The sequence below is a fragment of the Pseudomonas sp. LPB4.O genome, from assembly GCF_038383825.1.
GTDB classification, from domain to species: Bacteria; Pseudomonadota; Gammaproteobacteria; order Pseudomonadales; family Pseudomonadaceae; genus Aquipseudomonas; species Aquipseudomonas putida.
The window spans coordinates 3352705-3365828 of the sequence record NZ_CP151298.1 but is presented as its reverse complement, the minus strand read 5'-3'; the positions used below and the strand labels follow the sequence as shown (position 1 = coordinate 3365828).

The 13124-nt window shown below is 63.5% G+C and carries 11 protein-coding genes; 2 read left to right on the top strand and 9 right to left on the bottom strand.

What is annotated here, in order from left to right; translation table 11 throughout:
• Positions 1-17: 17 nt before the first annotated feature.
• Together MRBLPB4O_RS15105 and MRBLPB4O_RS15100 are read right to left on the bottom strand one after the other, a co-directional pair.
• A complete protein-coding gene (locus tag MRBLPB4O_RS15105; protein WP_341795729.1) occupies positions 18-992 on the bottom strand; it encodes an NAD-dependent epimerase/dehydratase family protein in 975 nt (324 codons plus the stop codon).
• A complete protein-coding gene (locus tag MRBLPB4O_RS15100; RefSeq protein ID WP_341795728.1) occupies positions 980-2317 on the bottom strand; it encodes a UDP-glucose/GDP-mannose dehydrogenase family protein in 1338 nt (445 codons plus the stop codon). The genes MRBLPB4O_RS15105 and MRBLPB4O_RS15100 overlap by 13 nt, the downstream gene beginning before the upstream one ends.
• Before the next feature lie 244 nt (positions 2318-2561).
• Between MRBLPB4O_RS15100 and MRBLPB4O_RS15095 the strand changes: the two genes are divergently transcribed.
• Positions 2562-3608 carry a class I SAM-dependent methyltransferase gene (locus tag MRBLPB4O_RS15095; protein ID WP_341795727.1) on the top strand — a complete coding sequence of 349 codons (1047 nt, stop codon included), beginning with the start codon at positions 2562-2564 and terminating at the stop codon, positions 3606-3608.
• Positions 3609-3707: 99 nt separating this feature from the next.
• Here the strand turns inward: MRBLPB4O_RS15095 and MRBLPB4O_RS15090 are convergent, their stop codons facing one another.
• From MRBLPB4O_RS15090 to yghU, 6 genes are all read right to left on the bottom strand, one after another.
• Positions 3708-4952: a saccharopine dehydrogenase family protein gene (locus MRBLPB4O_RS15090; RefSeq protein WP_003248123.1), complete on the bottom strand. Its 1245-nt coding sequence runs from the start codon at positions 4950-4952 to the stop codon at positions 3708-3710.
• 33 nt (positions 4953-4985) lie between these two features.
• On the bottom strand, positions 4986-6083 hold the full coding sequence (gene nspC / locus MRBLPB4O_RS15085; protein WP_341795726.1) for a carboxynorspermidine decarboxylase: 1098 nt from the start codon (positions 6081-6083) through the stop codon (positions 4986-4988).
• Between the two features lie 187 nt (positions 6084-6270).
• A complete protein-coding gene (locus MRBLPB4O_RS15080) occupies positions 6271-7188 on the bottom strand; it encodes a pyridoxal-phosphate dependent enzyme (protein ID WP_341795725.1) in 918 nt (305 codons plus the stop codon).
• The gene (locus MRBLPB4O_RS15075) at positions 7185-7859 is read right to left on the bottom strand and encodes a PAS domain-containing protein (protein WP_341795724.1); all 675 of its coding nucleotides are present in this window, start codon (positions 7857-7859) and stop codon (positions 7185-7187) included. Before MRBLPB4O_RS15075 ends, MRBLPB4O_RS15080 begins: the two co-directional genes overlap by 4 nt.
• A 107-nt stretch (positions 7860-7966) precedes the next feature.
• Complete coding sequence (locus MRBLPB4O_RS15070; protein ID WP_341795723.1) at positions 7967-9670, bottom strand: amidase; 1704 nt, start codon at positions 9668-9670, stop codon at positions 7967-7969.
• A gap of 141 nt (positions 9671-9811) precedes the next feature.
• Entirely contained in the window at positions 9812-10651 is an 840-nt protein-coding gene (yghU, locus tag MRBLPB4O_RS15065) for a glutathione-dependent disulfide-bond oxidoreductase (RefSeq protein ID WP_341795722.1), read from the bottom strand.
• A 200-nt stretch (positions 10652-10851) separates the two neighbouring features.
• Between yghU and MRBLPB4O_RS15060 the strand changes: the two genes are divergently transcribed.
• Positions 10852-11898 (top strand): dienelactone hydrolase, encoded by a 1047-nt coding sequence (locus tag MRBLPB4O_RS15060; protein ID WP_341795721.1) that lies wholly within the window; start codon positions 10852-10854, stop codon positions 11896-11898.
• On the opposite strand, the gene MRBLPB4O_RS15055 is transcribed toward MRBLPB4O_RS15060, so the two are convergent.
• Positions 11860-13122, bottom strand: a complete 1263-nt coding sequence (locus MRBLPB4O_RS15055) for an MFS transporter (protein WP_341798891.1) — start codon at positions 13120-13122, stop codon at positions 11860-11862. The genes MRBLPB4O_RS15060 and MRBLPB4O_RS15055 overlap by 39 nt on opposite strands.
• Between the last annotated feature and the right edge of the window lie 2 nt (positions 13123-13124).

Here is a 13124-nt window from a genome sequence, read left to right as displayed (position 1 = left end):
TATTGTGAGTGCGCGGCTCAAACCCGGTAAAAATCCCGGTACCAGCCAACGAAAGCGTTAACGCCGTGTTCCAGCGATGTGTCCGGGGTGAAGTCGATCCAGCGCGCCAGCGAGCCCACATCGGCCCAGGTCTCCAGCACGTCTCCCGCTTGCAGTGGCAGGTAGTCGCGCTGGGCCTTGATGCCCAAGGCGTCCTCCAGGCACTCGACGAAATGCAGCAGCCGCACCGGCTGGCCGCGGCCGATGTTGAACAGCTGGCAGGGCGGTTGCCCGTGGGCAGGCTGTGGTGGCTTCAGGCGCAGGCGCAGGATGCTTTCGACGATGTCGTCGATGTAGGTGAAGTCGCGCCCCATCAGGCCGTTGTTGTAAATCTCGATCGGGCGACCTTCGAGCATGGCGCGGGTGAACTTGAACAGCGCCATGTCGGGGCGGCCCCAAGGACCGTAGACGGTGAAAAAGCGCAAGCCCGTGGTCGGTAAGCGATACAGGTGCGCATAGCTGTACGCCATCAGTTCATTGGCGCGCTTGCTGGCGGCATAGAGCGACACCGGCTGCTCGACCGGGTCGTCGACGCTGAACGGCAGCTTGGCGTTGGCGCCGTACACCGAGCTGCTGGAGGCGTAGATCAAGTGGCGCGGCGGCTGCTGGCGGCAGGCTTCGAGCATATTGAGGAAGCCGACCAGGTTGGCCTGGCCATAGGCCCCGGGGTTGTCCAGCGAATAGCGCACCCCGGCCTGGGCCGCCAGGTGGATCACTTCACTGAACGCCTGCCCGGTGAACAGCTGTTGCAGGTCGACGCTGTTGGCGATGTCCAGGGGCTGGAAGCGGAAATTGGCGAAGCCGGACAGCTGTTGCAGGCGCGCCCGTTTCAGCTCGACGCTGTAGTAGCCATTGAGGTTGTCGATGCCGAGCACCTCGGTGCCAGCCTCGCACAGGCGGCGCGCGACGTGGAAGCCGATAAAGCCGGCCACGCCGGTAATCAGTACGGGCATGCTGGCTGCACCTGGCCGCGGCCGATACCGTAGTAAGTCAGGCCGGCAGCGGCCATGTGCTCGGGTTCGAACAGGTTGCGGCCGTCGAACACCACTCGATCGGCCAACTGATCCGGCACCTTGTCCAGATTCAGCACACGGTAGTCCTGCCACTCTGTGACGATGACCAGCGCATCGGCACCCTCCAGCGCATCGTCCTTGCACGGCACCAGTTGCAAATCGGCGCGCGGGCCGTAATGCCGCAGGATTTCGTCCATCGCCTGCGGGTCGTGGGCCTGTACTCGCGCGCCAGCAGCCCACAGCGCTTCCAGCAAGATTCGGCTGGAGGCTTCGCGGATGTCATTGGTGTTGGGCTTGAACGACAACCCCCACAGGGCGAATACCTTGCCGCGCAGGCCATTGGGATAATGCCGCTGGATCTTGCCGAACAGCCGACCCTTCTGATGTTCGTTGACCGACTCCACCGCACGCAGCAACTGCGGCTCGAAGCCTTCAGCTTCGGCGCTGCGGCGCAGGGCTTGCAGGTCCTTGGGGAAGCATGAGCCGCCAAAGCCGCACCCGGCGTAGATGAAGTCATAGCCGATGCGTGGGTCGGAACCGATGCCACGGCGCACCATTTCGATATCGGCCCCCAGGTGCTCGGCCAGGTTGGCGATTTCGTTGATGAAGGAAATCTTGGTCGCCAGCATGCAGTTGGCCGCGTACTTGGTCAGCTCGGCGCTGCGTGCATCCATGACCATGAGTTTTTCGCGGTTGCGGCTGAACGGCAGGTACAGCTCGCGCAGCAACTCCACTTCGGCCGGTTCGGCGCCGCCGATGATGATGCGGTCCGGACGCATGCAGTCGTCCACGGCCGAGCCTTCCTTGAGAAACTCCGGGTTGCTGATTACCTGGAAGCGAGCGGGGTCGGCGACGGCCTGGGCTATGCGCGACTTGATGCGGTGCGCCGTGCCGACCGGCGCGGTGGACTTGTTGACGATCACCCTGGCGCCGTCAGCATGTTCGAGAATGCTGTCGACCACGGCAAAAACCTGCTTCAGGTCAGCGCTGCCATCGGCTTGCGGCGGTGTGCCGACTGCAATGAACTGCAGCCTGGCGTAGTTGGCTGCTGCCTTGGCGTCGGTGGTGAAGCGCAGGCGGCCACAGGCCAGGTTTTTCTCCAGCATCGGCGCAAGGCCGGGCTCGAAGATCGGGCAATGGCCTTCATTGAGGGTGGCAACCCGCTCGGCGTCGACATCCATGCACAACACCGAGTGCCCCACCTGGGCCAGGCACACTGCCTGGGTGAGGCCGACATAGCCGGTACCGAAAACCGTGACTTTCATCTTTCCGCTCCTTGATGAGAAAGCTGAAAAAAAATGTCACAGTCTTGTTTAGGAATTGTTACCTGAATGAGGAATTCCGCCGCTATGTGGACGGGATCTCGTCGCGTATGTGCAGAAGATCTAGACTTACCGAGTGCTCGCTATAACGCGCTGTAGGGCGAGCACCAACCCTTGAACCGACCACCGCCTCCCCGGATCGGAGTTTCCTCGCTGGCGATGGCCTTCTTGCAGAGGAGGGCAGGTCATGGACGAGGCAAGGCTTCACGATTTCATGGGCAAGCTGGTGGGCGACATGGGTGCAGCGGCGACCCTGGCCAATGTCATCCTGGGCGACGAACTGGGGTTGTATCGAGCGATGGCCGATAGCCAGCCAACTACCCCCGAAGCGCTGGCGGAAAAAACCGGCTGCCATCCGCGGCTGGTGCGCGAATGGCTGAACGCCCAGGCCGCTTCGGGTTACATGGCACACGACAAGGGCTCTTTTGTGCTGCCCGAAGAGCAGGCCATGGCCCTGGCGCTGGAGGACTCCCCGGCTTACATGGCCGGTGGGGCTGCAGTGATCGCTGCGCTGTTCCATGACAAGGACAAGCTGGTCGCGGCCATGCGTGGCGATGGCGGGCTGGCCTGGGGGGACCACCACCCGTGCATGTTCAGCGGTACCGAGCGGTTTTTCCGGCCGGGGTACCGTGCGTTTCTGGTCGCTGAGTGGTTGCCAGCGCTCGAGGGTGTGGTGGCCAAGCTACAGGCGGGCGCCAAGGTCGCGGATGTAGGCTGCGGGCATGGCGCCTCGACGCTGGTCATGGCCCAGGCGTTTCCAGCGTCTACCTTCGTCGGCTACGACTACCACGGGCCTTCCATCACCACCGCCAACGATCGCGCGCGTGAGGCGGGGCTAGCAGAGCGGGTGAGTTTTCAGCAGGCCAGTGCGAAGGATTACCCGGGGCATGACCATGACCTGGTGTGCTTCTTCGATTGCCTGCACGACATGGGCGACCCGGTGGGGGCGGCCAAGCATGCCTATCGGGCGTTGAAGGCTGACGGCACGGTCATGCTGGTAGAGCCTTTTGCCGAGGATTCGCTGGACGGCAACCTGACGCCGGTAGGGCGCTTGTTCTATGCCGCGTCTACCTTCATCTGCACGCCGAATTCGCTGTCACAGGAGGTGGGCCTGGGGCTGGGCGCGCAAGCCGGCGAGGCGCGCTTGCGGGCGGTGTTCGAGGAGGCGGGGTTCAGCCGGTTCCGGCGTGCGACGCAGACGCCGTTCAACCTCATTCTTGAGGCGCGCAAGTAATGTGTAGTCCTGCACGGGCCTCTTCGCGGGCCTGCCCGCGAAGAGGCCACGCCTGGAAACGCAGAAGGGGCGCCATGTGGCGCCCCTTCTGTTTGTTACTTAGGCTTCAGCGTCCCAAGGACGATCGCCTTTTTCATCCTTGACGCGGGTTGGCAGGCCCATCACGTCCAGCGCCTTGAGGAACGGCTCGGCTGGCAGCTCCTCGACGTTGACCATGCGCTTGGCATCCCATTCGCCACGGGCAACCAGCAGGGCGGCAGCCACTGGCGGTACACCGGCGGTGTAGGAAATGCCCTGGCTGTCGGTCTCGGCGTAGGCTTCTTCGTGGTCAGCCACGTTATAGATGAACACTTCGCGCGGCTGGCCATCCTTGGTGCCCTTGACCAGGTCACCGATGCAGGTCTTGCCGGTGTAGCCAGGGGCCAGCGACGCTGGGTCTGGCAGCACGGCCTTGACCACTTTCAGCGGTACCACTTCCAGGCCTTCGGCGGTTTTGACCGGTTGCTCGCTGAGCAGGCCCAGGTTTTTCAGCACGGTGAACACATTGATGTAGTGTTCGCCGAAGCTCATCCAGAAACGCACGTTCGGTACGTTGAGGTTCTTCGAAATCGAGTGAACTTCGTCGTGGCCGGTCAGGTACAGGTTTTGCGAACCTACCACAGGCAGGTCGTCGGTACGCTTGACCTCGAACATGGTGTTGCTGGTCCACTGGCTGTTCTGCCAGCTCCACACTTGCCCGGTGAACTCGCGGAAGTTGATTTCCGGGTCGAAGTTGGTGGCAAAGTACTTGCCATGCGAACCGGCATTGACGTCGAGAATGTCGATCGAATCAATGCTGTCGAAATACTGCTGCTGCGCCAGTTTGGCGTAGCTGTTTACCACACCCGGGTCGAAACCGACGCCGAGAATGGCTGTAATGTTCTTTGCCTGGCACTCTTCGAGGTGTTTCCACTCGTAGTTGCCGTACCACGGCGGGGTCTCGCAAATCTTGCCCGGCTCTTCGTGGATGGCGGTGTCCAGATAGGCGACACCCGTATCGATGCAGGCACGCAGCACCGACATGTTGAGGAAGGCGGAACCCACGTTGATCACGATCTGCGATTCGGTCTCACGGATCAGCGCCTTGGTTGCCTCGACATCGAGGGCATTGAGCGAGAAGGCCTGGATGTCGGCGGGTACCTTGAGGCTACCCTTGGCCTTGACGCTGTCGATGATGGCCTGGCATTTGGAGATGTTCCGTGACGCGATAGCGATACGACCCAGTTCGTCGTTATGCTGCGCGCACTTGTGGGCCACCACCTTGGCGACACCTCCTGCACCAATGATAAGAACGTTCTTCTTCAATTTACCTTTTGCTCCTTACTTGGAAAGCCGGCCTTACGACAGGCTGGAAACGTAGTCTTCGAAACCGAACTCGCGGACGACTTCAACGCTGCCGTCAAGTTGCTTGACCACGATGGATGGCATCTTCAGACCGTTGAACCAGTTTTTCTTGACCATGGTGTAACCCGCCGTGTCGATGAACGACAGGCGATCGCCAATGGCCAACGGGCGATCGAATTGGTACTCGCCGAAAATGTCACCGGCCAGGCACGACTTGCCGCAGACCATATAGGTGTGCTCGCCGTCGTTGCGGGCCATCTTGGCGTTGAGGCGGTAGATCAGCAGGTCGAGCAGGTGCGCTTCGATCGAGCTGTCGACCACGGCCAGGTGCTTGCCGTTGTACAGGGTGTCGAGCACGGTCACTTCCAGCGAGGCGCTGTTGGTGATGGCCGCTTCGCCCGGCTCCAGGTACACCTGCACGCCGTACTTCTCCGAGAAGGCTTTGAGGCGCGCGCAGAAGGCGTCTACCGCATAGTCTTCACCGGTGAAGTGGATGCCGCCACCGAGGCTGACCCACTCGACCTTGTGCAGCAGGTGACCGAAGCGCTCTTCGATGTGCGTGAGCATCTTGTCGAACAGGCCGAAGTCGCCGTTCTCGCAGTTGTTGTGGAACATGAAGCCGGAGATCTGTTCGATCACCTGCTCGATCTTCGCAGGGTCCCATTCGCCCAGGCGGCTGAACGGACGTGCCGGGTCGGCCAGCAGGTAGTCAGAGCTGCTGACCTGCGGGTTGACGCGCAGGCCGCGCACCTTGCCTTCGGACTGTTCGGCAAAGCGCTGCAGCTGGCCGATCGAGTTGAAGATGATCTTGTCGCAGTTCTCGAGCATTTCCTCGACCTCGTCGTCGGCCCAGGCCACGCTGTAGGCGTGGGTCTCGCCGGCGAACTTCTGGCGGCCGAGCTTGAGCTCGAAGAGTGAGGACGAGGTGGTGCCGTCCATGTACTGCTGCATCAAGTCGAAGACCGACCAGGTGGCGAAGCACTTGAGGGCAAGCAGCGCCTTGGCACCGGAGTGTTCACGCACGTAGGCGATCTTCTCCATGTTGCTGAGCAGCTTGGTTTTATCGATGAGGTAATACGGCGTCTTGATCATTTAAAGGCCCCCGGCCAGGCCGGCCAAAAAAAGGACACGCATTGTGCCTTCACTTGCCGCAGACCGAAAGGGTGCGATACGCATTTCGTCAGGGTTGACGCCGTTGCGAGGGCATTTTTCCGGTTGCGGCGGGCTCAGTAGAACAGGCGCATGTGACTAACGTAATCACCACCGACAAGTGGCAGCCTCAATCGGCTTGCTGCAGCCACGCCCGAATTTGCTCAAGCGTTGCCGTAGCGCCACCACAAACCACCACCAGCACGTTCTGGTATTGCGCCAAGGCGCCCGGCGCATACGCCAATGCCAGCGCCGCTCCACACGCTGGCTCGACCAGCACGCGATGGTCCAGCAGGAACCGCTCACAGGCTTCCAGCGCTGCACGATCGCTGACCAGGTGGCTGTGCACCGGGTGTTGCTGCGCGCAGGCCAGCGCCTGATCGGCTACCCGCTTTGCCCCCAGCGAGGTCGCCACCGAGGCGATGCGCTCTAGCTCGACCGAATGCCCCGCCTGCATGGCCGCATGCAGCGACGCGGCGCCGTGGGTTTCCACCGCCAGCACCGGGACATCACCCCAGCCATTGCGCTGCAGCCCCTGGACCACGCCGCTGAGCAAGCCGCCACCGCCCACCGACAGCACCACGGCGTCCGGTTTCACGCCTGCTTCGGCGACTTCATCGATCAGGCTGGCATGCCCGGCCCACAGCAGCGGGTCGTCGAACGGGTGGATGAACGCATCATTCGGCCCCACCAAGGTCTGCGCCAGGGCGTTGGCCTCTTGCCAGGAGCTGCCATGCACCACCACGTTGGCGTCTTCCAGGCGCAGCAACTCCTTGGCCCGCTCGGTGGTGGTCTCGGGGACTACCACGGTCACCGGTACACCCAGTTTGCGCCCTGCATAGGCAACCGCCAGGCCGGCGTTGCCGCCCGACGATGAGATGAACTGCCGGGCGCCACGGGCCTGATGCACTTCGCAGGCGTGGCCCACCCCGCGCAGTTTGAACGAGCCGCAAGGTTGCAGTGCATCGAGCTTGAGCCAGATGTTTCGGCCCGCGGCCAACGACATGGAGCGGGATTCAATCAGGGGGGTGTGGACATGCAAGGTCATTGGCTGGTTCCGCGTAGTTGTTCAAGGTAGTTGTAAATGGTGTAGCGGGTTACGCCGAGGGCACTGGCGGCCTTTTCCACGCCGCCCTTGACGATGAACAGGCCGCGCTCCTGCATGACCCGCACGGCTTCAACCTTGGCCTGTTTGTTCATCCGCCCTTGGCCGCTGCGTTGCAGGGAAGCCTGGATGATCTCGCTCATCAGCAGTTCCATGTCGGCGGGTTCGTTGACGGCAGGCGTGGCCCCCAGCGGTTGGAACTGCTGGAGAAAGTTCATGGCGGCGTCCAGGCCGGTGACGTCGGTGTTGACGCAGAGGCTGGCGAAGGGATGGCCGGTGCTGTCGCGAAAGATCGCGGTGGCGCTGCGCAGGGTGCGGCCCTTGAGCGTGGTGGGGTAGTCGGGCAGTACCACCGGCTCGCTGCCGTGCTGGTCGGCTGAGGCCTGCATCAGTGCCTTGAAGCCTTGGTCCTGCTCTGGGGCGGCGAGGATCGGGCTGCCGACGCTGCGGCCGGAGAGGTGACCGTTGACGATCGCCACCACGGAATGCTCCGGGTGGTCCAGGTCGTGCAGAAGGATTTCCATGTTGCGTGCGGCAACGCTGCCCAAGGCCTGGATGGTGGCCTTGAGCACCGTGAGGGTGAGGTGGCGTTCTTCGCTGGGGGTGATAGGCATGGCAGATCGCAAAATCAACATTTTGTGTAGTTTTACACATTAAGTTGAATTAAGCGATCTGCGGTGGTTCTGCTGGCCCTATCGCCGGCAAGCCAGCTCCCACAAACTCAGCCCAGCGCCGGGGTGCGCGGCGGAATCATCCGGCGCGAGCCGGTCGCCTCAAAGGCGGCACCAAAGCTCAACAGCGCATTGTCGCTATAGGCACGCCCGGCAAAGGTCAGCCCCACCGGCATGCCGATGTCGGCCATCACGCCCATTGGCACGGTGACGGTCGGTACACCCAGGTGTCGGATCGCCAGGTTGCCGTTGGCCACCCAGATACCGTTGCTCCAGGCGATGTCCGCCGATGCCGGGTTGACGTCGGCATCGGCCGGGCCCACATCGGCCACTGTCGGGAACAGCACCGCGTCCAGGCCCAGGTTGTCCATCCAGTCTTCCAGGTCCAGTTTGCGGGTGTGCTCCAGGCCGCGCAGGCCGTCAGGCACAGTCTCGATCTGGTCCCAGGTCTTCAGGCCGCGCTTGGCCATGTTGACGTACTCATCCATGCCGGCGGCCAGGTCGTCCTCACGGTTGGGCAGGGTGCCCGGGTCGTGCGGGAAGATCTGTGGGCCATCGACATCGGCCAAGCGGTTGAGCTTGGGGTCGCCGTTGGCTTGCAGGAAGTCGTCAAACGCCCAGCCCGACAGCTCCCACAGCTCATCATGCAGGAACTCCTTGCTGACGATGCCGCGGTTGTAAACGGTCGGCGCGCCCGGGCGGTCGCCCTCGCAGTTGGACACCAGCGGAAAATCCACTTCCAGCACTTCGGCACCGGCCGCTTCCAGGGCCTGGCGTGCCTGTTGCCACAAGTCGATTACAGTAGCGCGGGTGTTGATGCGTTGGCCGGTCGGGCCACCGATGCCTGGTTTTTCGGAGGTGCCTGCTTCGGCATCGGCATTGATGTACATGCGCGGTACGCCAAAGCGTTTGCCCTTGAGTGCGCTGGCATCCACTGCCAGGTCCAGGTAACAGGCAGGGCGCACAGTCGATGCCGCCGGGATCGGCACCCAGGGCTGCAGGCGCCACAGGTCGCCGCGCTTGTCAGCGTCATCGGCGACCACCACGTCGAGGATTTCCAGCAGGTCGGCCATGGTGCGGGCGTAAGGCACCACCACGTCCATGGTCGGGGTCAGCGGCCAGTTGCCGCGCACCGAAATCACGCCGCGCGATGGGGTGTAGGCGCACAAGCCATTGTTGGACGCCGGGCCACGGCCGCTGGACCAGGTTTCCTCGGCCAGGCCGAAGGCACTGAAACTGGCGGCGGTGGCGGTGCCGGCACCGTTGGACGAGCCCGAGGCGAAGGGCGCAGTCAGGAAATCGGCGTTGTATGGGCTTTCGGCGCGGCCATACACGCCGCGCTGCATGCCACCGTTGGCCATGGGCGGCATGTTGGTCTTGCCAAGGCACACGGCACCCGCGGCGCGCAGGCGCTCGATGGTGAAAGCGTCGCGCTGGGCGACCAGGTCCTTGAAGGCAGGGCTGCCGGAAGCGGCGGTCAGGCCTTTGACCAGGTAGCTGTCCTTGGCGGTGTAGGGGATGCCATCCAGCGGGCTCAGAACCTGGCCTTGGGCGCGGCGGGCGTCGGAGGCCTCGGCTTCTTTGAGCGCCTCGGGGTTGCGTACCACTACCGCGTTCAGGGCGGTGGCGGTGTCGGCGCCATCGTAGGCGTCGATGCGCGCCAGGTAGGCCTTGACCAGCTCGACCGCCGTCGTGCGGCCCGACTCGAGTGCGTCGCGCAGCTCGGCAATGGAAACCTCGGTTACCTCGATCATGCGTTCACCAAAAAAATTGTGCAGGTGGGGGCTAGTGCGAGGAGTGTACAAGAAGGGCTTGGCGGACGCAGGTTTGCGCGGGGGCAAATGGTTTTATGCAAGCGGGCATTGTCGGGGTCGCCCAGCGACCCCGGCCAACCCTCAGTCCAGGTCCTGCGCCGTATGCCGCTCGGGCACCTGGCTGACCTCATCCCCCCACGTCCGGTTTACCCGAGTTCCGCGCTGCACCGCCGGGCGCAGGGCAATTTCCTCGGCCCAGCGCTGTACGTTGGGATACTCATCCACCGCCAGGAATTCTGCCGCGTCATACAGGTTGCCGCGCACCAGCTGGCCATACCACGGCCACACGGCAATATCGGCAATGCTGTACTCATCACCGCCCAGGTAGCGGCTCTCGGCCAGGCGGCGGTCCAGCACGTCCAGTTGACGCTTGGCCTCCATGGTGAAGCGGTTGATCGCGTATTCGAATTTTTCCGGGGCGTACACGTAGAAGTGACCGAAGCCACCGCCCAGGTAAGGCGCCGCGCCCATCTGCCAGAACAGCCAATTCAGGCTCTCGGTGCGTGTAGCGGGCGATTTTGGCAGCAGTGCGCCGAACTTGTCGGCCAGGTACAGCAGGATCGAACCCGATTCGAATACCCGCACAGCTGGTTCGACGCTGCGGTCGAGCAGGGCAGGGATCTTGGAATTGGGGTTGACCTGGACGAAGCCGCTGGAAAACTGGTCGCCCTCACCAATGCGGATCAACCAGGCATCGTACTCGGCTGCGGTATGGCCCAAGGCAAGCAGCTCTTCAAGGGCAATGGTGACCTTGACGCCATTGGGTGTTGCCAGGGAATAAAGCTGCAGCGGGTGCTTGCCCAGCGGCAGGTCCTTGTCGTGCGTCGGGCCGGCAACCGGGCGGTTGATGCTGGCGAACTGGCCGCCGGAGGCTGCCTCGTTGCGCCAGACCTTGGGGGGTACATAGGCGGGCTTGCTCATGCATGAATCTCCTTCATTGGCGCGAAACGGTCACGTAAAGACGTGGACCTGTATCTATGCCACGGGTTCGACGCCATGCGCAAATGCATAGGGTGCGCGCGCAACTTGCATGACGATGGTTTCATCCAGTTTTCATCCGGCGCAAGCCAGGCCGGCTCTATGCTGGGCTATCTCTTCGCCCTGCAAGGAACCGCTGGCCGATGACTATCCCCCGCAGCCTGTTGGCGCTGGTCCTGCTCGGCGGCCTGCTGGCCCATGCCGAGGCTGCGCCGCGGGTTGTCGGCCTGCACCCTATGACCTTGGCCGACCCGGTCGATAGCCGGCCGATGCAAGCACTGGCGTTCTACCCGGCTATTGGTAAACCCCGTAGTAGCCGTATAGACGGCTATCCAGTCGAGGTGGCTGAAGAGGCACCCGTCGCCACGGGCCTATTCCCGTTACTGGTCCTGTCCCACGGCAATACCGGCAGCCCATTGGCGCTGCACTACCTGGCAACCGCGTTGGCGCGGCGAGGCTTCGTGGTGGTGGCGGTAGTGCACCCGGGGGACAACGCCCGCGACCACAGTCGTCTGGGCACCCTGAGCAACCTGTATGGTCGGCCGCTGCAAGTCAGCGCCGCAATCACCGCCGCCCGCGATGATGCATTGGTCGGGCCTTATCTGGACGAAGGCAAGGTGGGCGTGATCGGTTATTCGGCTGGTGGCGAAACCGCGTTGATCCTTTCCGGTGCGCGCCCGGACCTGGACCGCCTGCGCCAGTACTGCCTGGAGCGCCCGAACGACGCCGACGCCTGCAAGACCCACGGCATATTGATTGCCGACCGCAGCGAACTGGCGCCGCAGGCCGACCCGCGGGTAGGGGCGGTGATGCTGATGGCGCCGCTGAGCCTGCTGTTCGGGCGCCATGCCTTGGCCGGGGTTCAGGTGCCAGCCCTGATCTATAGCGGCGATAGCGACCAACTGGTGGCGGTGGACCGCAACGCCGAGGCTCTGGCCCGCAAGCTGCCGGTCACCCCCGATTACCGCCTGTTGGCCGGCGCCGGCCACTTTGTGTTCATGGCCCACTGCGACGCCGAGCAGTACGCGCGGATGCTGGCGCTGTGCAAAGATGCCGAGGGCGTGGACCGCCGCCATATCCATCATTCGCTAGAGCGTGAAACGGCGGCGTTCTTCAGCCAGGCGCTGGGCACGCCGCAACTGGCCGAGCGGTCAGCTGCGGCGAGCGTGCCGCGACAGCAACAGCGTTAGGCCCACCCCGGCCAGGGCGAGCAGGGCAGCCACGCAGAAGATCGAGGAATAGCCCAGGTGCACGGCTACTGCGCCCATCACCGGGCCGGCGACAGCCAAGGCCATATCGAAGAACACCGCATAGGCCCCCAGCCCCGCGCCGCGGCTGCTGCTGGGGACCTGCCGGATTGCCTCGACGCCCAGCGCCGGGTACACCAGCGACAGCCCGAAACCGGTAAGCCCTGCGCCAACCAGAGCCCAGGCCGGCGAAGGCGCGAGCCACAGCAGGCTCAGGCCGAGCACTTCAGTGGCCATGCAGGCGACCGCCACGTTGTAACCACCAAACCGGTTGACCGCGTTGACGAACAGCAGCCGCGAAATGATGAAACACACACCAAACGCACTCAAGCACCAGGCTGCGCCAACCCAGCCGCGCTCCAGATAGTACAAGGTGACGAAGGTGGTCAGGGTGCCATAGCCGATCGAGGCCAGGGTCAGGCCAAGGCCGCACGGCGCGACCCGGGCAAACGCCGACCAGAACGGCAGGCGTTCGCCGCGTACCACCACCACGTCGGGACGCTTGCGCAACACCAGCATGGCAAGGGTTGCCAGCACCAGCAAAGCTGGCCCCAGCACGCTGAAATCCAGCCCATCCACGGCCAACACTCCCAGGGGCGCGCCAATCGCAATCGCGCCGTAGGAGGCGATGCCGTTCCATGAGATCACCCTGGCGGTGTGTTCGGGGCCGACCTGGCTGATGCCCCAGCTCAAGGTGGCCACACCGATCAGCCCCTGGGCGATGCCGAGCAGCAAACGGCCCACAAGCAGCAGCGCCAGGCTCAGCAGCGGCAGCGTCAGGGTCCAGGCCGATAACAGGGTCAATACCCCGCAGCCGGCAATTCCCATCAGGCCGAAACGGATGGCTTGCTTGCCCCCGAGGGTATCTGCAACGCGCCCGGCAAACGGGCGGCTGAGCAGGGTGGCCAGGTATTGCAGGCCAATGGTTACCCCGGCGATCACTGCACCAAAGCCCAGTTGGTCGTGCACGTAGCTGGGTAGCACCGCAATCGGCAGGCCGATGCAGAGGAAGGCAATGAAGGTGTAGAAAACGATCGACAGGATCTGCTGAGTGATGTGCAGCGTGTTGCTGGCGGGGGCAGGTTGTTGCGCGGTCATGGGCTCTTTCGCGGGCGGGCGGTTGGGCGTGGTTCCATGATGGCTGTTACATGAAGGAAATGAAAGCAGGC

Coding starts and splice junctions, on each gene's coding strand:
- MRBLPB4O_RS15095 (WP_341795727.1), top strand. CDS start 2,562: ATGGACGAGGCAAGGCTTCACGATTTCATGGGCAAGCTGGTGGGCGAC.
- MRBLPB4O_RS15075 (WP_341795724.1), bottom strand. CDS start 7,859: ATGCCTATCACCCCCAGCGAAGAACGCCACCTCACCCTCACGGTGCTC.
- MRBLPB4O_RS15105 (WP_341795729.1), bottom strand. CDS start 992: ATGCCCGTACTGATTACCGGCGTGGCCGGCTTTATCGGCTTCCACGTC.
- MRBLPB4O_RS15080 (WP_341795725.1), bottom strand. CDS start 7,188: ATGACCTTGCATGTCCACACCCCCCTGATTGAATCCCGCTCCATGTCG.
- nspC (WP_341795726.1), bottom strand. CDS start 6,083: ATGATCAAGACGCCGTATTACCTCATCGATAAAACCAAGCTGCTCAGC.
- MRBLPB4O_RS15100 (WP_341795728.1), bottom strand. CDS start 2,317: ATGAAAGTCACGGTTTTCGGTACCGGCTATGTCGGCCTCACCCAGGCA.
- MRBLPB4O_RS15060 (WP_341795721.1), top strand. CDS start 10,852: ATGACTATCCCCCGCAGCCTGTTGGCGCTGGTCCTGCTCGGCGGCCTG.
- yghU (WP_341795722.1), bottom strand. CDS start 10,651: ATGAGCAAGCCCGCCTATGTACCCCCCAAGGTCTGGCGCAACGAGGCA.
- MRBLPB4O_RS15070 (WP_341795723.1), bottom strand. CDS start 9,670: ATGATCGAGGTAACCGAGGTTTCCATTGCCGAGCTGCGCGACGCACTC.